The organism is Bradyrhizobium sp. 159 (assembly GCF_023073795.1).
In the GTDB taxonomy this organism is placed as follows: Bacteria; Pseudomonadota; Alphaproteobacteria; order Rhizobiales; family Xanthobacteraceae; genus Bradyrhizobium.
Genome location: NZ_JADPKE010000018.1, coordinates 342,678 through 365,475, shown reverse-complemented (window position 1 = coordinate 365,475; position 22,798 = coordinate 342,678). Strand labels below are relative to the sequence as shown.

At 63.9% G+C, this 22,798-nt stretch carries 22 protein-coding genes and 1 pseudogene; 12 read left to right on the top strand and 11 right to left on the bottom strand.

The features are described from left to right. Positions 1 to 123: 123 nt before the first annotated feature. Complete coding sequence (locus IVA96_RS04095; protein ID WP_247275879.1) at positions 124 to 1,200, bottom strand: Cj0069 family protein; 1,077 nt, start codon at positions 1,198 to 1,200, stop codon at positions 124 to 126. Between the two features lie 441 nt (positions 1,201 to 1,641). Between IVA96_RS04095 and IVA96_RS04090 the strand changes: the two genes are divergently transcribed. The 7 genes from IVA96_RS04090 to IVA96_RS04060 all read left to right on the top strand — a co-directional run bounded on the left by IVA96_RS04090 (position 1,642) and on the right by IVA96_RS04060 (position 6,086). Continuing rightward, the gene (locus IVA96_RS04090) at positions 1,642 to 1,872 is read left to right on the top strand and encodes a hypothetical protein (RefSeq protein ID WP_247275878.1); all 231 of its coding nucleotides are present in this window, start codon (positions 1,642 to 1,644) and stop codon (positions 1,870 to 1,872) included. 39 nt (positions 1,873 to 1,911) lie between these two features. After that, the gene (locus tag IVA96_RS04085; RefSeq protein ID WP_247275877.1) at positions 1,912 to 2,799 is read left to right on the top strand and encodes a DUF1259 domain-containing protein; all 888 of its coding nucleotides are present in this window, start codon (positions 1,912 to 1,914) and stop codon (positions 2,797 to 2,799) included. Positions 2,800 to 3,177: 378 nt separating this feature from the next. After that, positions 3,178 to 3,381 carry a hypothetical protein gene (locus tag IVA96_RS04080; protein WP_247275876.1) on the top strand — a complete coding sequence of 68 codons (204 nt, stop codon included), beginning with the start codon at positions 3,178 to 3,180 and terminating at the stop codon, positions 3,379 to 3,381. A 499-nt stretch (positions 3,382 to 3,880) separates the two neighbouring features. After that, the gene (locus IVA96_RS04075) at positions 3,881 to 4,627 is read left to right on the top strand and encodes a sulfite exporter TauE/SafE family protein (protein WP_247415461.1); all 747 of its coding nucleotides are present in this window, start codon (positions 3,881 to 3,883) and stop codon (positions 4,625 to 4,627) included. A gap of 12 nt (positions 4,628 to 4,639) precedes the next feature. After that, the gene (locus IVA96_RS04070; protein WP_247275875.1) at positions 4,640 to 4,810 is read left to right on the top strand and encodes a hypothetical protein; all 171 of its coding nucleotides are present in this window, start codon (positions 4,640 to 4,642) and stop codon (positions 4,808 to 4,810) included. Between the two features lie 153 nt (positions 4,811 to 4,963). Continuing rightward, positions 4,964 to 5,557: a hypothetical protein gene (locus IVA96_RS04065; protein WP_247275874.1), complete on the top strand. Its 594-nt coding sequence runs from the start codon at positions 4,964 to 4,966 to the stop codon at positions 5,555 to 5,557. A gap of 28 nt (positions 5,558 to 5,585) precedes the next feature. Further along, complete coding sequence (locus IVA96_RS04060) at positions 5,586 to 6,086, top strand: heme-binding protein (RefSeq protein WP_247275873.1); 501 nt, start codon at positions 5,586 to 5,588, stop codon at positions 6,084 to 6,086. A 66-nt stretch (positions 6,087 to 6,152) separates the two neighbouring features. Here the strand turns inward: IVA96_RS04060 and IVA96_RS04055 are convergent, their stop codons facing one another. The 4 genes from IVA96_RS04055 to IVA96_RS04040 form a co-directional block, all read right to left on the bottom strand. After that, positions 6,153 to 6,557, bottom strand: a complete 405-nt coding sequence (locus IVA96_RS04055; RefSeq protein ID WP_247275872.1) for a GFA family protein — start codon at positions 6,555 to 6,557, stop codon at positions 6,153 to 6,155. Positions 6,558 to 6,926: 369 nt separating this feature from the next. Beyond that, positions 6,927 to 7,511 (bottom strand): DUF1254 domain-containing protein, encoded by a 585-nt coding sequence (locus IVA96_RS04050; protein WP_247275871.1) that lies wholly within the window; start codon positions 7,509 to 7,511, stop codon positions 6,927 to 6,929. Continuing rightward, positions 7,508 to 8,086 (bottom strand): DUF1214 domain-containing protein, encoded by a 579-nt coding sequence (locus tag IVA96_RS04045; RefSeq protein ID WP_247275870.1) that lies wholly within the window; start codon positions 8,084 to 8,086, stop codon positions 7,508 to 7,510. The genes IVA96_RS04050 and IVA96_RS04045 overlap by 4 nt, the downstream gene beginning before the upstream one ends. Positions 8,087 to 8,095: 9 nt before the next feature. Then, positions 8,096 to 10,372 carry a PBP1A family penicillin-binding protein gene (locus IVA96_RS04040; RefSeq protein WP_247275869.1) on the bottom strand — a complete coding sequence of 759 codons (2,277 nt, stop codon included), beginning with the start codon at positions 10,370 to 10,372 and terminating at the stop codon, positions 8,096 to 8,098. A gap of 294 nt (positions 10,373 to 10,666) precedes the next feature. On the opposite strand from IVA96_RS04040, the gene IVA96_RS04035 reads away from it, so the two are divergent. Both IVA96_RS04035 and IVA96_RS04030 read left to right on the top strand, forming a co-directional pair. Next, positions 10,667 to 11,182 carry a YcgN family cysteine cluster protein gene (locus tag IVA96_RS04035; RefSeq protein ID WP_247275868.1) on the top strand — a complete coding sequence of 172 codons (516 nt, stop codon included), beginning with the start codon at positions 10,667 to 10,669 and terminating at the stop codon, positions 11,180 to 11,182. 155 nt (positions 11,183 to 11,337) lie between these two features. Continuing rightward, positions 11,338 to 12,921, top strand: coding sequence for an MDR family MFS transporter (locus tag IVA96_RS04030; protein ID WP_247275867.1), 1,584 nt, complete (start codon positions 11,338 to 11,340; stop codon positions 12,919 to 12,921). Positions 12,922 to 12,935: 14 nt separating this feature from the next. Here IVA96_RS04030 and IVA96_RS04025 read toward each other — a convergent pair whose 3' ends face one another. The 6 genes and pseudogenes from IVA96_RS04025 to IVA96_RS04000 all read right to left on the bottom strand — a co-directional run bounded on the left by IVA96_RS04025 (position 12,936) and on the right by IVA96_RS04000 (position 19,957). Continuing rightward, positions 12,936 to 15,434: a GAF domain-containing protein gene (locus IVA96_RS04025; protein WP_247415457.1), complete on the bottom strand. Its 2,499-nt coding sequence runs from the start codon at positions 15,432 to 15,434 to the stop codon at positions 12,936 to 12,938. 100 nt (positions 15,435 to 15,534) lie between these two features. Further along, a pseudogene (locus IVA96_RS04020) lies at positions 15,535 to 17,178 on the bottom strand (thiamine pyrophosphate-requiring protein); the annotation flags it as partial. Between the two features lie 234 nt (positions 17,179 to 17,412). After that, positions 17,413 to 17,646: a hypothetical protein gene (locus IVA96_RS35735; protein WP_346015464.1), complete on the bottom strand. Its 234-nt coding sequence runs from the start codon at positions 17,644 to 17,646 to the stop codon at positions 17,413 to 17,415. Between the two features lie 410 nt (positions 17,647 to 18,056). Beyond that, complete coding sequence (locus tag IVA96_RS04010; RefSeq protein WP_247275863.1) at positions 18,057 to 18,221, bottom strand: Flp family type IVb pilin; 165 nt, start codon at positions 18,219 to 18,221, stop codon at positions 18,057 to 18,059. 458 nt (positions 18,222 to 18,679) lie between these two features. After that, the gene (locus IVA96_RS04005; protein WP_247275862.1) at positions 18,680 to 18,916 is read right to left on the bottom strand and encodes a hypothetical protein; all 237 of its coding nucleotides are present in this window, start codon (positions 18,914 to 18,916) and stop codon (positions 18,680 to 18,682) included. 57 nt (positions 18,917 to 18,973) lie between these two features. Further along, the gene (locus tag IVA96_RS04000; RefSeq protein WP_247275861.1) at positions 18,974 to 19,957 is read right to left on the bottom strand and encodes a Ku protein; all 984 of its coding nucleotides are present in this window, start codon (positions 19,955 to 19,957) and stop codon (positions 18,974 to 18,976) included. A gap of 232 nt (positions 19,958 to 20,189) precedes the next feature. On the opposite strand from IVA96_RS04000, the gene IVA96_RS03995 reads away from it, so the two are divergent. The 3 genes from IVA96_RS03995 (at position 20,190) to IVA96_RS03985 (ending at position 22,721) form a co-directional block, all read left to right on the top strand. Next, positions 20,190 to 20,345 (top strand): hypothetical protein, encoded by a 156-nt coding sequence (locus IVA96_RS03995; protein ID WP_247275860.1) that lies wholly within the window; start codon positions 20,190 to 20,192, stop codon positions 20,343 to 20,345. A gap of 243 nt (positions 20,346 to 20,588) precedes the next feature. Continuing rightward, the gene (locus IVA96_RS03990) at positions 20,589 to 21,260 is read left to right on the top strand and encodes a response regulator transcription factor (RefSeq protein ID WP_247275859.1); all 672 of its coding nucleotides are present in this window, start codon (positions 20,589 to 20,591) and stop codon (positions 21,258 to 21,260) included. Between the two features lie 84 nt (positions 21,261 to 21,344). Next, entirely contained in the window at positions 21,345 to 22,721 is a 1,377-nt protein-coding gene (locus IVA96_RS03985; RefSeq protein ID WP_247275858.1) for a sensor histidine kinase, read from the top strand. Positions 22,722 to 22,798: the final 77 nt, after the last annotated feature.

The window sequence follows — 22,798 nt, the reverse complement described above, 5'->3', positions numbered from 1 at the left end:
AAGGATGAAGCGGGGCGGGTCAGCGGGGCGAAAGGCCGCAAAGGTGTTTGCCAGGGTCGCGCGACCGCCACGGCCGGATGGCGGACGAGGTCGGCGCACGCTTATTGGTCCCGACAGTTTCTGTCAGCCGCAGCGCACCTCCTGAGCGCGCAGCAAGCGGTGCCTGACTGTTCGCGCGATCGCTGCCGGCGCCTCCTCGGGGATGGCAAAGCAGGAACTCGCGTTGATCTCGCACAGAACGTATGTGTCGGCCCCTGACGCATCGCGTGGCCCGTACAGGAAGTCCGCATCCCAGATCACCGGCAGCGAAGATTCATCGATGCCGAGCGTCTCCATCATCTGCGGGGTCCATTCGTGCTCCATGGCCCTTCGCAACGACTGGAACGGCGGCGCATCAGGCCCGTGCATGATTCGCGGTCCCGGTTGCGCCTCAGCAGCATCCGGGCCTCCCTGCGGCGGCGGGATCAAGCCCTTGATCAATTGATGCCCAAAGCCTGCGACCCTGGCGCCGCTCATGTAGCAGCGGATCATCCCCTCGGGCAGACGAGGTTGGAATGCCTGGTCGATGATGCAGCCACCCCAGCCGAAATATTGCTCGCAGCGCGCGATGAGGGCATCGAGCTGGGTGTCCTCAGGCAGGCTGCCACGTTGGGCATGGAGCACCCGGACCATGGCGTCCGTGTTCGGAAGTGCTTCGACCTTCCAAACGCCCTGGCCACCATTGCCGCGATTTTGCTTCAGCACGCGCGGGCCGCTTGCCCGCAGGCGCGATGGAAATTCGGCGCGAAAGGCCGCCACGGTATCATAGCGGTGCGTGTCGGTGCCCCAGCCCAGGTGACGCGTCCGGTAGAGCACCTCTTTGACGCCCATCTTCAGGATCACGTCGGGATGTGCGCTCACCCATGTACCTTGCGCTGCAACGTCGCGCAGCAGGTCGTCGAGCTCGGCGCGGGTTTTGCCTTGATGGATCGGATCGATCCAGACGAGCACGCCGTCGGCGGCGAGCAACTGGTCGCGCACCGCATCGGCGAAGCTTTCGTCGTAGATCACCGGTTGGGCTTCGATGCCGATAGCGGCGAGTGCTTCGAAGACGCGAACGAAGCGGCTGTTTTGCGCCGTCGCCTCCCGGCGCGCGGCAGCATCGCCGCGCGAGAGAATGGCTACGGTGTTGCGGGAAGTGGGGTGTTCCTCGGTGTCCATGCGCAAGCTCCACGAATTGCGTGCTGCGCAGAGCTTGGACCGGAGTCTCACGGGGAGTCTGCTTCATCCCCACGCGGGCAATCTACGTGAGATGGTTCGCATGTTTCAAGACCCAGGTTCGGCCGGTTCCGTCGGAACGTTGAACATTTCTTGACCGGTCGCGGGCATGCGCGCGTTGACAGCTCGTCCGTCGAGGCTTTTACTCGCTGCAACGGGGACATGCGATCTCCCCGTGAGGCGACATGCCCAAGCATCGCGTCCTGATCACCAAGGGCGCCGCATGTCATGATTACCCGATCTCATCCGAACAATTCTTGGTTCATCGTGCGCACGCCGAAGCGCATCGATGGCCGCATCGTGTTGCGTCTCCCGGGTTCATCCGGGCGCCACGTCGCAAGCCGATCTAACCTGGGGCAGGGATTTCACCTGGAGAGAAAGACCATGTGTACACGCATCCTTCATGCCGCCCTGTTTCTCGCGTTCGCGTCAGGGCTGTCGAGCGCACACGCTCTGACACAGGAGGAATTCATCGCCAAAATCCAGGCTGCCGGCTATTCGCAGGTCAGCGACGTCAAGTCGACCGCCGAGGGCACGACCGCAAAGGCCGTCAAGAACGGCAAGCAAGTGCGGCTCGTCGTCGACAGTGGCGGCCAGATCAAGGAGCAGAAGTGAGGCACTGGCGGACGAAATCCAGATTGAGGGAGCAGTTCAATGAGAAAGACAATCCCGGTTCTGATGCTCATCGGCACCTGCTTCATGGTGGCGGCTCACGCCCAGAATGTCGACTGGCAGAAGGTTGATGAGACGCTGGGCCGCAAGCCCACTGTTACGGACGATGTCCATCGCTACGGCTTTCCTCGCACCGATCTCACGGTGACGCTCGACGGCGTGACCATCAAGCCGGCGCTGGCGCTTGGCGGTTGGGTCGCGTTCAAGCCGGCGCATGGCGGCGCCATGGTCATGGGCGACCTCGTGCTGCTCGAGACCGAGGTCAATCCCGTCATGGCGAAGATGATCGCGAGCGGTCTCGAGATCACCGCCGTACACAATCATCTGCTTCGCGCGAGCCCGGCCACATTCTACATGCACATCGCCGGACACGGAGATCCAGTCAAACTGGCCTCGGCCATCCATGATGGGCTTGCCGAAAGCAAGACGCCGCTGACGGCCGCGGCGCCAGGGAACGCGCCGCCTGCCATCGAGCTCGACACGGCCAAGCTCGACCAGATCATCGGCGTCAAGGGGCAGGGCAATGGCGGCGTCTATCAGTTCAACGTGAAGCGGCGCGACCCGATCACGGAGGACGGCATGCCGCTGACTCCGGTCGGCGCTATGGGCGTTGCGATCGCCATCAACTTTCAGCCGACCGGCGGCGGCAAGGCGGCCATCACAGGCGATTTCGTCCTGACCGGCGACGAGGTGAACCCGGTCCTCGCGGCGCTGCGGACGCATGGCATCGAGGTGACGGCGCTGCACAGCCACATGCTGGACGAGCAGCCGCGGCTCTTCTTCATGCATTTCTGGGCCAACGACGATGCCGTCAAACTTGCAGAGGGCTTGCGGGCGGCGCTCGACAAGACGGCCAGCACGAAGAGCTGACGCCCGGGAGGGAGCTGCGCACGATGATGTTCGTCGGGCCAGTCGCGTGCTTGACCGAGTCCAAGTCATCCGAAGCGCTGGTCCAATGCATGGGCGTGGAGCAAGGCACTTGTCGTGCCTTGCCCCGCCGTGCAGCGCCAAGCGCTGCGATCCTTTCTGAACTCATGTGCGGACCGGTTGTTACCGTTCATCGAACAGAGGAGGAAACCATGCGCGTTCTTGCGATGATAACGGCAGTTCTGCTGTCCTGCGCTGTCGGCCCCTTACTTGCCGCCGAAATGGAGAAGGTCCCGACGCAGTCGGGTCCGGCCGCCGTTCCAGTGCAACCGGATCAAACGCCCGGGCAGGCCGAGCAGGCCCGCGAGCAGGACAGAAAGGATGCTGAAGACGTTCAGATTGGCCGTGATTGGAAAGCGCAAGGCGGCAGCGAAGGCGAACGCGCGGGTCGAGCTGACTCATCCGGGCAGGAGCATCAAACCGTGGGCCGAGATTGGCGAGCTCATCCTGACGATCGTGAACGGCGGTGAATCGACAGCCAACCTCCGGACGCTCGCAAGCGCTGGTTGTCTACGAGTCAGTTGAAATATCCATCCGCTGGTCAGAGCGGAGTGCGGAGGGCATTTGACAAATCCGCCTGCTGCGCAATAGTTGCGGGTACGGGGAAGCGATCTCCCCGTGAGGCGACATGCCCAAGAATCGCGTCCCTTTTTCGATAAGGACGCTGCATGTCTGCCGTTTGCCTATCCATCTCCAAACCCTTCTATTCCTCTCGCGTCAGGACCTCGCGGTCGGCCGGTCGCCGCGCGATCGCAGGCTCGTCAATCAGTGGGCGTCGGGTCACTGACAGCCTGCCGGCGGAACGCCGATTCTGGCGCTCAACATGTACGAGCACCTGTCACGTCGATTATGGCGCCAAGGCCAGCAGCTATGTGCTCGCCGGCATCTTGCAGCATATCGCGAGGACGGGAGGTAAGCGGGAGAAGCGTCTGACATAACACCTGATGATTTCGGGGGTACCGCGAGCTCCCCGTGAGATGGATTCCCATCCAAGCGCTCGCCACCTCGTTCCGGGGACGGTCATATGGATGTTCTTGTCTTCACTGTCTTTGCTCTTGCCGCCCTCGTCGGCGGTTTCGTCAGCGGCTTCTCGGGCTTTGCGATGGGTCTGGTGGTTTCCGGCGTCTGGCTGCACATCATCACGCCGATACAGACCGCCACTCTGATCGCTGGATACGGTCTGCTCACCCAGGGTTACGGCATGTACAAGCTGCGACATGTGGTGGATCTGCGCAAGGCATGGCCGCTCGCGCTAGGAACCGTCATCGGCATTCCGATCGGCGTTGGAATTCTCGCCTATCTCGATCCCGTCTATCTGAGGTTCGGCGTCGGATTATTGTTGCTGGTCTACTCGATATATGGCCTCACAAGGCCGGTGTTCGCGCCGATGAAGATCGGGACCGGCGCCGATATCGCGATCGGCATCTCAAACGGGATGCTTGGCGGGCTGACAGGACTCGGCGGCGTCATCTCCACGATATCGTGCCAGTGGCGAGGTTGGCCGAAGGATGTGCAGCGGGCCGTCTTTCAGCCGGTGCTGTTCGTCGCCTTCGTGGTCATCTCTCTGTCCCAGGCGGCGGCCGGCACGATCACCAAGGAAACACTGATGCTGTACGTACTCGGCGTTCCCTTCATGGTCGCCGGCCTTTGGTCCGGATTCAAGCTGTTCGGAATGATCGACGACGAGACCTTTCGCAAGTCTGTGCTGGCATTGCTGCTGATCGCCGGGCTCTCGCTGATCGCGTCGACACTGCCGTTTTCCTCCCGCTGACCATGAGGCTTCATGCCACTGAAGAGCTTGGGCTTCATCCCGGTCCCGAATGGCCTGAACAGCGATTTCGATGACGCCGCCTTCGATCCGAAGACGCGCGGCGTCTTCATTGCGCACACGGCGCCCGACTGCCTGGAGGTGATCGCCTTCTGGTATTCTCCGGCGAACGATGACTGCAGATGAGCCGAGGCAAGCCGCACGCCGATCCGATGGACCGAAAAGTTGATGATAGGAAAATTGATGATAGGCACCGCCACAAACTTTTCGTTGCGACCTTCCGCATGGGCGTGGCTTGCTCTTGCATCCATGCTGATTTGGTTATTGGGAGGGAACGCCATGGCCGAGACCCTGAATTTTGACAACGTTCCGGCCGGAATGCCGCCGGAAGGATGGACTTTAACGAAGACCGGTCAGGGAGAATCGAAATGGACCGTCGAGGCCGAGCCCACAGCGCCAAGCAAGCCGAACGTCCTCAAGCAATCCGGACGGGCGACTTTTCCGGTCGCCATCAAGAGTGGTACCACCATCCGCGACGGTTTTGTTGAAGTGAAGTTCAAGGCGGTTACCGGGTCCGAAGATCGCGCCGCGGGAATCATCTGGCGCGCCAAGGATGCCGACAATTACTACGTCGTGCGGGCCAACGCACTGGAGGACAATGTCGTGCTTTACAAGACAATCAACGGCATTCGAACGTCACTGGAGATTGTCGGTCGCAAGGGCGGATATGGCGTCCGCACACCGGTGGCGTCCGGGCAATGGCACGCGTTGCGTTGCGACTTCGCGGGACATCGATTCAAGGTGACCTTTGATGGAAAGCCGTTATTCGAGGTGGAGGACGCCACGATTACGAATGCCGGGATGATCGGCCTGTGGACCAAGGCGGATAGCGTGACCCTGTTCGATGATCTGGCATATGGTGAGGTCAAATAGCATCTGCCCAACCTCGCCGGAGTTAGCCATGAACGCTCGATGTCTGTCGGTCGCGACCGCCCTGCTGATCGCGTGCATCAGTCCAATGGAGGCGGAAGAAGCCCTCGTTGCCTACAAATCGCTTAGTCCGGAGCTGGCGCTCGATCTCGCGCGTGCCGCGTTGGATAGCTGCCGCGCCCGTGGCTACCAGGTTGCCGTCGCTGTCGTCGATCGCTCCGGTCTAACGCAAGTGATGCTGCGCGACCGCTTTGCAGGTCCTCACACGCCAATAACGGCATCCGGCAAAGCGTGGACAGCTGCGTCGTTCAAGACCAGTACGACCGATCTGAATGCGATCAGCCAACCCGGCATGATGCAGGCGGGCATTCGAAATCTTCCCGGAACAGTCATCATCGGAGGCGGGCTGATCGTCGAAGCAGGCGGCTCTCTGGTCGGAGCGGTCGGCGTATCCGGCGCTCCGGGCGGCGACGCGGACGAAGCGTGCGCGAAAGCCGGGATCGAAGCCATACGCGACAAGTTGGAGTTTTGAGGCGCGGATCAAGCTCGCGGCTGGAATGCCTTAAACGTTGGCGCGAAGCCGGATCGACGCCTGTCGCTAGGGCTGCGGAGGAAAGCGATCGAACGTCGGCAGCTCGTGTGCACGCTCCATCCAGCGCAGACGCTCGGCGACCTGGATGTGCATCGTGGCCGGCACGGCATCGGGATCATCGTAGGTCGCACTCTGGACGTCGATGATCCCAGGCATGTTGGCGTTGACGTAGAACAGGCCAGTTCCGCAGTCACCGCAGAAGCGCCGCCGAGCATGTTCCGAAGACCGGTACACCTTGGGCTCGCCCTTGGTCACCTTGACCGCATCCTCCGCATACATCGTCCAGCCGACGAGCGGAGCGCCGGCGTGAAGCCGGCAATCGCGGCAGTGGCACAGCGCGTGCACGATTGCTTCGCCCTCGATTTGATAACGGATTGCGCCGCAGTGACAGCCGCCGGTGATGGTGCTCATGCGTTTCTCCCGCTTAACGCAAGTTTTTCAGATCGATAGCGCTGGAAACGTGCTGCTTCAACGGGCGCAATCGATTTTCGATTGCGTCCTACTGTCGCCTGACATCTCCCGCCATCGCGGCTGCGGTCAGATTACTGGGGAGCAATTGTCGGCCGCGCGGTTCCGCACGCGCAACGGCCGATCCCTCGATGATGGCATTGTGCCGGTGTTTTGCCCGACGTGTCAAAAGGACGTTTGGCCCGAGCCCAGCGCCTCGCGGCCGCTATGGAGGAAATGCCGACATGAAAACGGTCTTGACTTCAGTAGCTTGGCTACTGTGCATGGGGTTGTTTTCGCAGTTTTGTTGCTGCGCTGCCGAAGCGGCGCGCTTCAGCGCCGGCTGCGCGGCGCTTCGGCTTTGGCCGGCGGCTCGGTCTGGGGGGCGCAGGTCGCGGCCGCGAGCGAGCCTTGCGCCTGCGGCATCAGGCCGGGCTCGGGGGCGAGCGCCTTCATCACGATCAGCCCGGTGGTAGCAGGGGAATCGATGATCAGGCGGTCGGCCGCGGTGACCTCCTCGTCCTCGGGCAGCTCGTTGTGCTGCGCCTCCGTCATCAGGTCGAGCTCGATCACCTTGCGGCCCGCGGAGCGGTCGTTGATGGCGTAATAGGCGATCTCGTTACGGGTGTAGAACGACACCGAGGTGTAGGCCGGGCTCACCGGCACGGTCAGCTTGATCGGCCCGCCCGACAGATCGTAGCGGCAGATCGCGAGCGCAAAGGCCGGATCCATGAACGGCATCGGTGAGGTCTGCGGATCGGCGAGGGGAAGCTGGGTGACGGCGTTCACCTTCGTCATCGGCGTCAGCCGCGAATAGGCGTCCTGCGTCGCGATCCGCGGCAGCGCCAGCACGCTGACGAGATGGACCACGAGACCTAGAATGATGCCGGCAACGATGGTGAACAACAGGCGGATCATAAGCAGCCCACCGTCGTGATCTGCGGCATCGGCGCATCGCGCTGGGTGCGAGTGGCGACGCCGACGGGGGTATCGTAGAGGCGCAGCATCAAGGCGTAGCGCTCGATGCCGCCGGTCGGCAGCCAATTGCCGGCGCGCGAGCGCGAGGCGATGCGGATCTCGAACGAGCCGTCGGACTGGCGCACGATCTCCTGGCTGGTGAAGCCGTAGCGCTGCAGCGAATTGGCGACGAGGTGGCCCTTGCGGTCGTACAGCGTCAGCGTCCAGAACCGCGCCGGCGGTGTCACGCCGGAGACGATCACGTCGCAGCGGCCGTCGAGCGCCTTCTTCTTGTCGTCGGTGGTCGCGGTGAAGGCGACGCCGTCGCCGGTGCCGATCGGCAATTCGCCGTTGCGCACAATAGTGGCGCGCGAATAGGGATCGACGTCGGCGGTGCCGGTGCGCGGGCGCGCGGTCCAGGCGCCGATGGTCAGCGCGCCGATCTCGGTGCCGCGCGTCGTCGTCATCCAGGTGGCGCCGACGCCGACCACCGTCGCGAGCAGAAGGGCCGTCAATGTGATCAGGATCAGCCGCACGGGTTTCGATCAGTTCTTGCGCGGGGCGGAGGCGTTGGCGTTCTCTTCCGCATAGTTCTGCGGGAAGGCGAGCGCACTCGTCGACGAGGCCGGCTTGGTGTCGGCGGCCGATTTGTTCGCCGTCTTGGCCGCATCATCCAGCAGCTTCTCGACGCGCACCAGAACGTCGGCGCCGCGCTTGGTCAGCACGGGCGGCGGACCGGGCTTGGTCTCCAGCACCTTCGGCGCCGCATTGGCCTGCGCGTTGCTGACATGCTGCGGCGGCAGCTTCTGACCCATGCCGATGCCGGCGATCTCCCGCACCTCGACGCCCTGATGCGCCGCGACCATGATGTCGTGCCAGGTCTGCGCCGGCAGCGAGCCGCCGGTCATGCGGTTGGTGGGCGAGTAGTCGTCGTTGCCGTACCACACCGCGCAGGTGAAATTGCCGGTGTAGCCGACAAACCAGGCGTCGCGATACGCGTTGGTGGTGCCGGTCTTGCCCGCGGTCGGAATGCCGTCCAGCGCAGCGCGGCGCGCGGTGCCTTCGCTGACGACGTGGCTCATCATGCCCGCCATGTCGGCCGCAACGGAGGCGGGGATCGCCTGGCGCGGCTTCGGACCGTCACGGTCCCAGCGCCAGACGAGGTCGCCGGCGCCGGTACGCACCTCCAGTACCGAATGCGGCGTCACCGCCTTGCCCCGGTTCGGGAACGTCGCATAGGCGACGGCATGCTCGAGCACCGTGACTTCGTCCGAGCCGATCGGCAGCGACGGCGTATCGGGCAGCGGCGCCTTGATGCCGAAACGGCGGGCGACCTCGACGATCTTGGCGCGGCCGACCTTGGCCGGGTTCGGCGCCTTCGGCTGATCCCGCCGGCCGATCTCGATCGACAGCTTCACCGGCACGACGTTGATCGAGCGCGTGATCGCCTGGGTCAGCGTCACCGAGCCGGAATAGGAATGGCCATAATTCTGCGGGCACCAGTTGCCGATGCAGACGGGGCCGTCGACCACGACCGAGTTCGGCGTGTAGCCATTCAGCAGGGCGGTGGTGTAGACGTAGGGCTTGAACGAGGAGCCGGGCTGGCGATAGGCGTCGGTGGCGCGGTTGAACTGGCTGGCGCCGTAGTCGCGGCCGCCGACCATAGCGCGGATGCCGCCGTCGAGATCGGCGACGACGGTCGCCGCTTGTGTCGCGTGATAATCGCGGCCGAACTGGCGCAGCTGGTTCTCGATCGCGTCCTCGGCGGCCTTCTGCACATTGGTGTCGATCGCAAGGCGTACCACGAAGACACGCTCGGTGTAGGACTTCGGGAAGGTGTCGACGAGCTTGCGCATCTCGTCGAAGGCGTAGTCGAGATAATAGTTCGGCGACGCTTCGTCGCGGCGGTCGACCGCGAAGGCCGGATTGCGGCGGGCGCCGAACACCTGGCCCTCAGTCATGAAACCGGCATCGACGAGGTTGTCGAGCACGACGTTGGCGCGGGCGCGGGCGGCGGGCAGGTTGATGTGCGGGGCGTATTTGGTCGGCGCCTTGAACAGGCCGGCGAGCATCGCCGCTTCCGCCAGCGTCACGTCGCGCGCCGACTTGTTGAAGTAGAAATGCGCGGCGCCATCGACGCCAAAGGTGCCGCCGCCCATATAGGCGCGGTCGAGATAAAGCTTGAGGATCTCGTTCTTGCTCAGGCGCCATTCCAGCCAGATCGCGAGGAAGGCCTCATTGACCTTGCGCTCGATGGTGCGCTCGTTGCTCAGGAACAGGTTCTTGGCGAGCTGCTGGGTGATCGAGGAACCGCCCTGGCGAACGCCGCCGGCCTGGGCATTGGTGACGAGAGCGCGCGCGGTGCCGGCGACGTCGATGCCGAAATGGTCGTAGAAGCGGCGGTCCTCGGTCGCCAGCGTCGCCTTGATCAGCACGTCCGGAAAGTCTTCCAGCGGGATCGAGTCGTTGTGCTTGATGCCGCGGCTGCCGATCGGGTTGCCGTAGCGGTCGAGGAAACTCACCGCGAGGTCGGACTTCTTCAGCCAGTCCTCGTCCGCGGTCTCGCGGAAGGCGGGGATGGCGAGCGTGAGCATCACGACCAGGCCGCCGAGGCCGACGGTGGCGGCTTCCGACAGCGGCTCGATGAACACCCAGCGCTTCCACCGCCCGACATAGAACCGGTCCATGAAGGTCGAGTAGCGCTCGTAGAGCTCGCGGATGCCCTTGGCCGAGGAGAATAGCGAGGAGTCGATGCGCGCATCGAGATCCAGGAGGAAATTCCGGATCTTCTGCTTCCAATGCGGTGGTATGATCTGGCGCACCTAGAACCCTTGCGGCTTGCTTCGAAAGCGTTCAAGCACCCGGCCGGGGCGGCATCGAGACGTCTTGCGGGAATGTTGCGGCAAACCCAAGGCGCCCGGTTCGCGTCCTTTGGGGACTTGCTGTTCGTTCTAGCCGAGCAGGGCCCATAAACCAATGGCCACGCTCGCGATTTTGAACAACAGGCCTAATTGACCCCGGGTCATTACGGGCCTCAAAGGGCCTCTGCTTGCACCTGCACAGCCGCACGCCGTAGATGACATCGCCGTAGCTCTTTCGAACTCTTGTTGAGGCGCATGACCGCAGCTCCCAAACGACCTTCCGGCCAGGAAGGATTCTTCTGGAAAACCAAGACGTTGGAAGAGATGTCTCAGGATGAATGGGAAAGCCTCTGCGACGGCTGCGGGCGCTGCTGCCTGAACAAGCTCGAGGACGAGGACACCGGCGAGATCTATTTCACCCATATCGGCTGCAAGCTGCTCGATGGGGCGAGCTGCGCCTGCAAGGACTACCCGAATCGCTCCGACAAGGTTCCGGACTGCGTCCGCCTCACCCCGGCCAATGTCCGCATCCTGAACTGGCTGCCGCCGAGCTGCGCCTACAAGCTAGTTGCCGAGGGGCGCGACCTCTATTGGTGGCATCCGCTGGTGTCAGGCGATCCCAATACCGTGCATGAGGCCGGCGTCTCCGTACGTGGCCGGGTCGAGGGCAGCGAGGAGGAGATCCCGGACGAGGATCTCGAGGACCACATCGTGCAATGGCCGGCCGCGCTGCCGAAACGAGCCCGCCTGAAGCGACGGCCGAAGAACTGACTGCCGCAGACTCCGGATCACGGGTTCGGGATGACCCGGCGGCGGGATGCACCCATGCGCCCCGGTGCCTGCCCGGGAAGGATTTTGCTGTCTACATTGGGCTGCATAGAACGAATCCTTCGCGGCGTTGCGCCGCCACACGACGTCCGAGCGAGATGAACAAGTTCGACCGGCAGAGCAGTTCTGCCGACATCCAGGCGTTGCCTGACGACATTGCCGAAGAGCTGTCCCGCCTTCCGAGCGAAGTCATCAGCGTCGATGACGCGCCATCCGTCGCCCCGCCAGTGCCGCTGTCACAGGACGAGGTCCGCACCATCGTCATCAGCCTAATGGTGACGATGTTCCTGGCCGCGCTCGACCAGACCATCGTGGCGACCGCGCTGCCGACCATCGGACGCCAGTTCCAGGACGTCTCCAGCCTGTCCTGGGTGATTACGGCCTATCTGCTCGCCTCGACCGCGGTCGCGCCGGTGTTCGGCACGCTCAGCGACATCTACGGCCGCAAGGCCATGATCATCACTTCGCTCAGCCTGTTCGTCGCGGGCTCGGTGCTGTGCGCGATCGCGCCGAACATGCCGATGCTGATTCTGGCGCGCGGTCTTCAGGGCCTCGGCGGCGGCGGCATCATGCCGGTGGTGCAGACAGTGATCTCTGACGTCGTCTCACCGCGCGAGCGCGGCCAATACCAAGCCTATTTCTCCAGCGTCTGGATGGTCGGCGGCATCCTCGGCCCGGTCATCGGCGGCGTGTTCGCCGAGCATCTGCACTGGTCGATGATCTTCTGGATCAACCTGCCGCTGGCAGCCGCCGCGATCGCGCTGCTGCTGCCGAGGATGAAAAAGATCCCGGTGTTCCACCGCAAGCGAAAGGTGGATTGGCTCGGCGGCGTGTTGCTGATGGCGTCCGCCGTCGTGTTCATGCTGGTGCTGACCTGGGGCGGCACGCGCTATGCCTGGCTGTCGCCGGCCGTGCTTGCGATGCTGGGTGGCGCCGTCGCGCTCGTCGTGACCTTTGTCTGGCACGCGCGGCGTGCGGACGAGCCGTTCCTGCCGCTGCCGCTGCTCGGTGGGACTGTCGCGCCGTTCGCCCTGACGGCCGGCGGTTGCGGTCTCGGCGCGATCACGGGCCTCACCGTGCAACTGCCGCTTTATTACGAGCAGGTCTATCATCTCACCGCCAGCGAGGCCGGGCTTGCGCTGATTCCGCTCGCGGCGGTTTCGACCTGCGGCGCGGCGATTGCCGGCCGCACCATGGCGCGCGCCAAGCACTACAAGCGCGTCGCCATCATCGGCACGTCCTGGGCTGCGCTGTGCGGCCTTGGCCTCACACTCACGACCTTGCCGCTATGGGGCCTCCTCACGCTGATGGCCGCGTTCGCGCTCGGTCTCGGCACGACCTTCCCGGTGTGCGTGGTCTCGCTGCAGAACTCGGTCGCGCGTCCGCAAGTCGGCACCATCACCGGCGCAATGAATTTCTTCCGCTCGCTGATGTCCTCGTTCACGGTCGCGGCGTTCGCGGCGATCCTGCTGATCGCGCTCGGCACCGACGTTCCGCTCGCGGGCGAGCATCACGCCGCAGGCAGCGTCGCAATCCCCGCCGACGAGATGCGGCACGCCTTCCGTTACGTGTTCGGCGCCGCCACCGCGCTGATGACCATCGCCGCGCTCTGCCTGATTGCGATGGAGGAGCGGCCGCTCGCCGGGCCCGCCACCGCGCAGCCGGTCGAGATGGCGGAGTAGGGAATCGCAGCCAGTTAGGCGCGGCTTCGCTCCGGAAAGCTGCTCTTCCGCGGCAGCAGGATCGTGAACTCCGTGAATGCGCCGGGCTCCGTCGTGACGTCGATGGTGCCGCCGTGCTGCTTCACCACGATGTCGTGGCTCATCGACAGCCCGAGGCCGGTGCCTTCGCCGGCTGGCTTGGTGGTGAAGAACGGATTGAACATCTTCTCCCTGACCTCGTCCGCAATGCCGGTGCCATTGTCGCGGATGCGGATCTCGATGCTGTCGCCGCGGTCGCGCGTCGCAGCGATCACCACCGGATCGTAATCGGCTGCGCCCTCGGCCTTGCGCTTGGTGACCGCGTGGAAGCCGTTCGAGATCAGGTTCAGCAGCACCCGGGTGATCTCCTGCGGAAACACTTCGGCTTGCCCGGCCGCGGGATCCAGTTCGCGCTTCAGCGTCACGTCGAATCCCGGCTTCTCGGCGCGTGCGCCGTGATAGGCGAGGTTGAGGCTCTCCTCGACCAGCGCGTTGATGTCGCTCAGCCCATGGTCGCCGCCGCCTTCTCGCGAATGCAGCAGCATGTTCTTGACGATGGAATCGGCACGTCGTCCGTGCTGCACAACCTTTTGCAGATTGCCCTTCAGAAGCCCCGTCAGCTCGTCGACCTCCGCGCGGATGTCGTCTGCGAGCATGACAGGCGCAAGCACCTCGTTCAGCTCGTCCGTCAGCTCGGCGGAGAGAGAAGCAAAATTGTTGACGAAGTTGAGCGGGTTCTTGATCTCATGGGCGATGCCGGCGGTGAGCTGGCCCAGCGATGCAAGCTTCTCGGTCTGGATCAGCCGGTCTTGCGCGGCGCGTAAGTCGTCGAGCGATTTTGCTAGCTCGCGGGTACGGTCCTGCACCTCGTTGAACAGGCGCGTGTTCTCGACCGCGATGACGGCCTGATCGGCAAAGGTCTTGAGCAGATTGATCGCCTTCTCCGGAAAATGACCGGGCTCCCGCCGCGTCACCGCGATGGTGCCGATCGCGATGCCGTCGCGCAGCATCGGCACCACGAGGATGCTGCGATAGCCCCGCGTCCGCGCCAACTCCTTCATGGCCTCGGTGAGATCGGGTTCGCTCTGCATGTCGCTGCGGAAGGCATATTGTCCGCTTCTTGCCACCCGGCTGTGAATGCCTGACGCCGACAGCGGCGTCGGGAAGGAGCTGAGCAAGTCTGCGTTGCCGGCCTCAACGTCCGTGGTGAAGGCTGCCAGATGCAGCATGCCGTCGACGACGCGTGTGACGGTGGAGGAGTGCCCGCCGATCAGCGCCTTGGCGCTGTCGGAGATGGCCTGAAACACCGGCGTCACGTCGGCAGGCGAGGCCGCGATCACCTTGAGGATGTCGGCAGTCGCGGTCTGACGTTCCAGCGCTTCCCTGGTGGCGTTGAACAGGCTCACATTCTTGATCGCGATCACCGCCTGGTCGGCGAAGGTCTGTAGCAGCCGCACGTGATGCTCGGCGAAGCGGCCGGTCGCCCGGCGCGTGGCGATGATGATGCCGATGGCTTCGCCCTCGCTCATCAACGGCGTGAACAGCATGCTGCGATAGCCGCGGGCGCGCGCGATGTCGCGCGCGGCCGGCTCGAGCTCGGTGTCGGGCAGTTGCGCCGAAGCGCCATTGGCCACGAGCGGGTATGGCGGGAACTGCGCAAAGGGCACCGGAAAGGAATTCTGGAGCACACGATCCCCGGCCGGATCGGTCGGGGTGAATGCCGCAAGGTGCGCGGCGCCGTCGATGTAGCGCAGTACCGCCGTGGAGAAGCCGCCGATCAGGCGATTGGCATTGGCGGCGATGGCCTCGAACACCGGCTGCACGTCGGATGGCGAGGCGGCCATCACCTTGAGGATGTCGGCGGTTGCGGTCTGGCGCTCCAGCGCCTCGCGCGTCTCGTTGAACAGCCGTGCATTCTCGATCGCGATCACGGCCTGGTCGGCAAAGGTCTGGAGCAGCTGCACGAGATCGGGCGCGAACGCGCCAGGCTCGGCGCGCGTGACGCTGATCATGCCGACCGGGGCGCCCCGGTTCATCAGCGGCATGAACAGCACGCTGCGGAAGCCGCGCAGCCGCGCCAGCCTTCGGTTCAGCTCCGGGACGTCGGCAGCCTCGCTGTCGGGAAACTGGATCGTCTCGCCATCGCGCACGAGGGCAAACGTTGGGAAGTCCGCGATCTTGCGCGGGAACGACGCCTTGAGCCCTTCGTCCGCCGCCGGACTGGTCGGCGTGAACGCCACGAGGTGCAGCTCGTCGCCGATGAACTGAAGTACGGTGGCGGAGAAGCCGTCGAGCAGGCGTTTCGAACTGGACGCGATCGCCGCGAAGACCGGCCGGGCGTCGGAGGGCGAGGCTGCGATGGTACGAAAGATCTCGGCGCTGGCGTTCTGGCGATCCCGCGCGACCGCAAGCTCGCCGCGCAGCCGTGCATTCTCGGTTGCGGCCGACTGCAATCGCTGTTCGAGTTCTTCGATTTCGTTGGAAGGGACGGTCATTCCTAATCCGGCTTGATGCCGCGACAAGCGCGGCACCGGGCCGGATTATCACATCTTCTGCGGCCGGAGCCAACGCCCCGCCGCTGAAGCCCGGCCGGGCTCACGTGCCCGGCCGCGACACCTCCGTTTCCTTGCTGGTGATGAACTCCAGCAGCACTGGTATCCCTTCCCGCGTTTTCTGGATCCCGCGCTTGATCGCGGGCACGATGTCCTCCGGCCTCAACACACGCTCGCCATAGCCGCCGAAGGCGCGCGCCATCGCGGCGTAGTCACCGGAAATGTCGGTCGAGCGATATTTCTCGGTCGAGACCGGCATCACCTTCAATTCGATCGCCATCGAGAAATTGTTGAGCAGGATCGACATGATCGGGATGCGCTCGCGCACCGCGGTCTCGAAATCCATGCCCGTAAAGCCAATGGCCGCATCGCCCCAGACATTGATACAGAGCTTGTCCGGCTTCGCGAGCTTGGCGCCCATCGCGAGCCCAAGCCCATAGCCGAGCTGCGTCGTCTTGCCCCAGCCGAGATAGCTGAGAGGCTCGACCGATTTCCAGAATGGCGAGAGCTGGTCGCGCGGGCTGCCGGCATCATGCGTGATGATGGTGTTGTGGATGTCGACGGTGTGCTGCAGGTCCCAGAGTACCCGATACGGGCTGAGTGGCGCATCGTTGCTGGTGAGTTTCGGCATCCATTTCGCCAGCCACTGCTCGTGTGAGGCCGCAATCTCCGCCGCGACCACGGAGGCATCACGATCGGACGTAACCGACCTGCCGATCTCCTCCAGCAGTGCATCGAGCACGAGGCCGGCGTCGCCGACGAGGCCGATCCTGGCTTCCACATCCTTGTTGAGATGGTTCGGGTCGAGCGTGGAGTGGATGACGGTCTTGCCCTTCGGCATCGCGATGCCGAAATTGGTCTCGGTGAAGGAGCAGCCGACGCCGAAGATGACGTCGGCTTCAGACAGAAACTTCGGGACCGCGCGCGGCACCGCGAGCCCGCCCGAACCGAGCGAGAGCGGATGTGTTTCCGGAAAGGACGACTTGCCGCCAAGACTGGTGGTGACGGGGATAGCCAGCCGTTCGGCCAGCCGTCTCAGTTGCGGCCACGCCTGCGCGTAATGCACGCCCTGGCCGGCATAGATCACCGGCCGTTTTGCGTTCACGAGCAGGCTGGCTGCTTCCTTCACGTGAACAGGATCGGCGCCGTAGCGCGTGCGCAGCACCGGCGTGTAGTCGAGCGGCTCCGGCACCTCCTCGTTCCACATGTCGGCCGGTATCTCGACGATCACAGGCCCGCCGCGGCCGTTCTTCAGCTTGGTGAAGGCGCGGCGGAAGATGTTGGCGACCTCGGCCGCGAGGTTGATCGGCTCGGAGGATTTCGCAAATGGCTTCATCGCCTCGCTGGAATTGAAGTTCGGCTCGATATGCGTAAGCCTGCGCGGATAGCCCATCGGCAGCACCAGCACGGGAACGGACTCGCCGAAACACTGCGCAACGCCGCCCATCGCGTTCTCCGCGCCCGGCCCATGCTGCATGCAGAACGCGCCGATGCTGCGCCCCGATGACACCCGCGAGATCGCGTCCGCCATGTGGATGCCGACGCGCTCCTGCCGCACCATCACGGGCCGGATCTCGGCTTTCGCCGCATGCTCGATCAGATGGTTGACCGGATAGCCGCAGAGGATCTCGATGCCCTCACGCCGCATGATTTCCGCGATTGCGGTGCCGAGTTTCATGGCGTCTCTCTCCTGAGGCTTGGCCGGTTGGCCCGGCTGATTGGAGGAGAGAGGATCAGGAAATTGGGTGAGGGTAAAGCGCGAGCAGACGGTAGTCGCGGTAGGTCAGCCATGCGGTGTGCTGCGGTAGCCCGGCTGGCGTGCAGTCCGGAAAACTGCATCCGCGGAGCCACTCCCGGTGTTCAAGCGGGCTGCAATCTTGCCAGCCACTCAGCCGTTTTTGCCAACGGCCGAGAAACTTCCCTATTTGCAATTCTTGCAAATCGTCAGCTTTCGCTTCAACGCCTCATCGTCCTGATCAATCGATGATTGCCCCGCGAGGCCATTTGTCTCCAGATTGGAACTGGAGCCCTTTGCTGCACGTGACCTCACGGGCGGCGTCACCTGACTTTGGGTGTCATGGTCGTCGGCGGCGCCTATGCTGAAGCCATCGTAATCGGCGGCCGGATTCGGCACCTGCGGCGCACCGCCGATCACGGGGGGCGAAGCTTCTCTGCCGGATGGCGCCGGCGGAATTCTGGAGTTTGTTGCGCTCCCGCGTGGCGGCGATGTATTGGGGGGAGCAAGCGAAACCGGTGGCGCGGCCGAACTCTGTCCTCTGGCGCTGTCGCCCGAGCAGACGCCGACCAACATAAGACTGAGAGCCAAGAGCGCCACGCTTCTCATCCGCATCCTTCAAGCAGCTCTGGTTCATCCATTGACGGCATGGCTCGTCGAGCCATGTCGTGCCGAAGGATATCAGGACTTGCATGGCCGTCAAAGCGCGGCGCTGCGAAGCGTCGCTGCGCTCGGAATGACGAGATGGGGAAGGCATGCTCCGGCAAGGCGCCGCGAGCCATGCTGAAGTCAGTGCCCGGGAAGTCCGCCGCCTCGGGCGACGGCGGCCGTTACTTCATCGACGAACTGATCGAGTTGAACTTGTTGTTGAGGAGCTGGCTGCCCGTGTTGTTCACGACGGTCACGATGGCCAATGCAATGCCGGCGGCGATCAAGCCGTATTCGATGGCCGTGGCGCCAGTCTCATCGGCAAGGAAAGACCTAAGCAAACTCATTGCCAACTCCTCTTCATCCGATCCAATGTATGGCCGCGTCGTTTTCGAACTCGTCAATCGATCGAATAGATTTTCTTCGCGCCAAAACAATTAAACCCAGGCGAGCGCGCCACTGCTTCATACGTTGACATTCATTAAATTAAAGTTCCCTCATCCCATCCAAATGCGCGCAATTCGGCGCACTCTCAGTGGCAGCCGCAGCGTCCGCTAGGACGGCCTCGTTGTGCCGGCAGGCGGCGTTTCAGCACGGCGGCGAGGGGGCCGACAAAGTCCCATCGTGCCCGGCTGCGACTGCGCCGTGTGCGCGGCCCAGTGCTCAACTTCGTCTCCCGCAGGAATATCCTGGTTCACGCGCAGAGCGCCGCAAATCGGAAAACGAGGGTCTCGCTTAGCGGATTATTGAGCCTGTTCGTCAAGAGGTCGGCAAGCATGCCAACCGAAGGTGGCGACCATCGCTCTCATGCGCGCCGGCCGTCCGCATTCAGCGCCCGCAACATGGCGATGCGGGCAAACATCACCCAGCCGCCGCCGGTCTCGGCCGCATTGATCAAGGTTTCGATGGCAGTCTGCCAGTGCGCCTCGTGCTGCGCGTCGTCCGGCAGCTGCATGATGTAGTCCGCCGCCTCCTGAAGCGTGAGCAAGTTGCGCTTGTTGCTCACACGAACTGGATCGTCGAACGCCGTCGACCAGGGCATGTCAGTCCGGCCGACCGGCGAGGGGGGACATCACGCGAGATCGTAAGTGTGAGGTCGCTAACCGGCCTTCTTCGTTCGCGCTGGCGCGCGTACCGGCTTGTCGGCCCTTTTCGAAGCCTCTTTGGGCGCGGTTTTCGCCGCAGCGTCCTTGCCGCTCTTGCCGGCGATTGGCAGCAGCATCTCGCGCTGGCCCTCGACGCGCTTCTTCGGCTTCTTGCCTTTGACGGTCTCCTTGGCGACCCCCGCCGCGGGAGCTGTCTCCCGCTCGCTCGCGAGACTCTTCTTCAGCGCGTCCATGAGGTTGATGACGTTGCCGCCAGTCTTCGGTGCCGCCTTGGCCGTGATCGGCATGCCGCTGCGCTTCTTGTTGATGAGATCGATCAGCGCGGTCTCGTAGTGATCCTCGAACAGCTCGGGCTCGAAAGCGCCGGACTTCTTCTCGACGATGTGCTTGGCAAGGTCGAGCATGTCCTTGGTCAGCTTCACGTCCTGGATGTCGTCGAAATATTCTTTTTCGCTCCGCACTTCGTAGGGATAGCGCAGCAACGTGCCCATCAGCCCGCTATCGAGCGGCTCCAGCGCGATGATGTGCTCGCGGTTGGTCAGCACCACGCGGCCGATCGCGACCTTGTCCATGCTGCGGATGGTTTCGCGGATCACCGCATAGGCGTCATGGCCCACCTTGCCGTCGGGCACGAGGTAATAGGGACGGATCAGGTAGCGGTTGTCGATGTCCGCCTTCGGCACGAACTCGTCGATCTCGATCGTGTGCGTGGAGTCCAGCGCGATCTCGTCGAGCTCGTCCTTGGTGACCTCGATATAGGTGTCGGTATCGACCTTGTAGCCCTTGACGATGTCCTCGGACGTCACCTCGTCACCGGTCTCCGCATCGACCTTGAGGTACTTGATGCGGTGGCCGGTCTTGCGGTTGATCTGGTTGAAGGAGACCTTCTCGGTATCCGAAGTGGCGGGATAGAGCGCGACCGGACAGGTCACGAGCGATAGACGCAGAAAACCCTTCCAATTGGCGCGGGGGGCCATGGGCTACTCCAAACGCAACGGGGACAGGCGACTAGGATACCATCAGGGAACAACGAATCATAGCAAGGCGGGTTACTGAATCTTGCAACTGCGTTAACCGGCCGCTGGGCCTGCGCTCCTGCCGGATCGAAGCGTAAAGGCCGGAACATCATATTCAATCACGCGTTGGCTCGAGACATCGGCTGCGAGGAGGTCGCGGCTATCGAAGCGACGTCCAGAGATTGAGGGCATTATGGCAACCACGCGAGAGCGGCATCAGATCGTGGAAACTCCGACCGAGGCGCGCCAGGGCGAGCCCGGGCCTTCGGTGGCGGCGCTGCTTGCCATCTCGACGGGCCTTGCCGTCCTGATCCTCGCCGTCGTCTGGTTCGTGTTCTTCCGGACTTGACCCGGCTGGATCCGAACGCCACGGATCTTCATATTCGCCGCGTGACGCAGCACTTTGCGCCCGCCATGCCCCCGGCTCGCCCGGTTGCGTGGCGGGCGCAGTCGCGTCGGCGCGTCAGAGGTCGTATATGACCAAAAAGTAACCTGGCCGGTTCCCCGCGTTCATATTCGGTTCACGCCGGAATTGCTCATCTCTGGCCGTGGTCATGCAGCCTGTTCTGGCAGCCAATCTTTGGAGAGAAGCGTGCGCCTGCTCGTTGTTGAGGACGACCCCGATCTCAATCGCCAGCTTACCAAGGCGCTGACCGACGCCGGTTACGTCGTCGACCGCGCTTTCGACGGGGAGGAGGGGCATTATCTCGGCGACAACGAGCCTTACGACGCCATCGTGCTCGACATCGGCCTGCCGAAGAAGGACGGCATCTCGGTGCTGGAGGCCTGGCGCCGCAACGGCCGTACCATGCCGGTCCTGATCCTCACCGCGCGCGACCGCTGGAGCGATAAGGTGCAGGGGTTCGATGCCGGCGCCGACGACTATGTCGCCAAGCCGTTCCATTTGGAGGAGGTGCTGGCACGCATCCGCGCGCTGCTGCGCCGCTCGACCGGCCACGCCCAGAGCGAGCTCAGCTGCGGTCCCGTTACGCTCGACACCAGGACGGGCCGGGTCAGCGTGTCAGGCAATCCCGTGAAGATGACCTCGCACGAATATCGGCTTCTGGCCTATCTGATGCACCATTCCGGGCGCGTCGTCTCCCGCACCGAGCTGGTCGAGCATCTCTATGACCAGGATTTTGACCGCGACTCCAACACAATCGAGGTCTTCGTCGGCCGCATCCGCAAGAAGCTCGACGTCGACATCATCCAGACCGTTCGCGGGCTCGGCTATCTCCTGACCCCGCCCAGTCCCGGCGCTTGAAGCGGCTTGACGGGCGGCCCGCCAAGGGCCTTGGTCCGGTCATGACCGATGCCCTGCCATCCTGCGCCTCCCGGGATCGTTCCGATGCCCGCTAGCTCACTTGCGAACCGCCTGTTCCTCTCGGCGACCGCGTGGCTCGTGGTGATCCTGGCCGTTACCGGCGTCGTGCTGTCCTCGGTCTACAAGAACGCGACCGAGCGCTCCTTCGACCGCCGTCTCAATCTCTATCTCCGCACGCTGATCGCCGAGGTCGCCACCCCCGACGAGCCGCCCGACCGCCAGTTCCAGTCGCTGGGCGAGCCCTTGTTCGACCTGCCGCTGTCCGGCTGGTACTGGCAGATCACGCGGACCGACACCGAGAAGCCGGAAGTGCGCTCCTCGCGCTCGCTCTGGGACAAGAAACTGCCGAAACTGGAAGAGCAGGGTGCCGAGCTCACCGCCGCCGGCATTCGGCTCGCTTATGTCGACGGGCCGGAAGGGCAGAACCTGCGCATGGTGGAGCGGCCGGTCGATCTCGGCGCCGACGGCAAATTTCTCGTCAGCGTCGCCGGCGACGACACCGAGATTTTCGACGAGACGCGGAGCTTCGACTATTACCTCGGCGGCACGTTTACGGCGCTTGGCATCGTGCTGCTGCTGACGACCGTGTTCCAGGTCCGCTTTGGTCTCGCGCCGCTCAAGCGCATCTCGGAATCCATCGCCGACATCCGCTCGGGTCGGGCGGAGCGGCTCGAGGGTGAATTTCCTGTCGAGATCGCGCCTTTGGCGCGCGAGACCAATGCGCTGATCGATGCCAATCGCGAAATCGTCGAACGGGCGCGCACCCATGTCGGCAATCTCGCCCATGCGATCAAGACGCCGCTCTCCGTCATCGTCAACGAGGCCGGCGCCCACGGGGCCGATCCGTTCGCGGCCAAGGTGATGGAGCAGGCGGACGTGATGCGCGACCAGGTTGCCCATCATCTGGAGCGCGCGCGCATTGCGGCACGGGTCTCGGTGGTCGCGACGGTGACGGAGGTGGCGCCCGCGATCGAGGCGCTGCGGCGGACGATGGAGAAGATCCACCGCGACCGCGGCATCGTGGTCGAGGCCAAGGCCGATCCGTCTGCGAGGTTCCGGGGCGAGCGCCAGGATCTGGATGAGATGGTCGGCAATCTGGTCGACAATGCCTGCAAATGGGCAGCCTCACGCGTCTTCATCGAGGTTGCGGTCGAGACGCCGCAACTGGCCGGCGCCGGCCCGCGTCTGCGGATCATCGTCGACGATGACGGCCGCGGCCTGTCGGAGGCCGAGCGTGCCCAGGTCTCCCGACGCGGCCAGCGGCTCGACGAGTCCAAGCCGGGCTCGGGGCTGGGACTGTCGATCGTGACCGACCTCGCCGCGCTTTATGGCGGCAGCCTCTCCCTCGGCGGCGCGCCGATCGGGGGCCTCCGAGCCGAACTGGTCCTCCCGGGATTATAATCTCTTGTTCTCATTTGATTTTTCGCCGTGGCGGATGCTTCTGCGGCAAAACCGGGGGGCATTCGAGGCGACTTCCT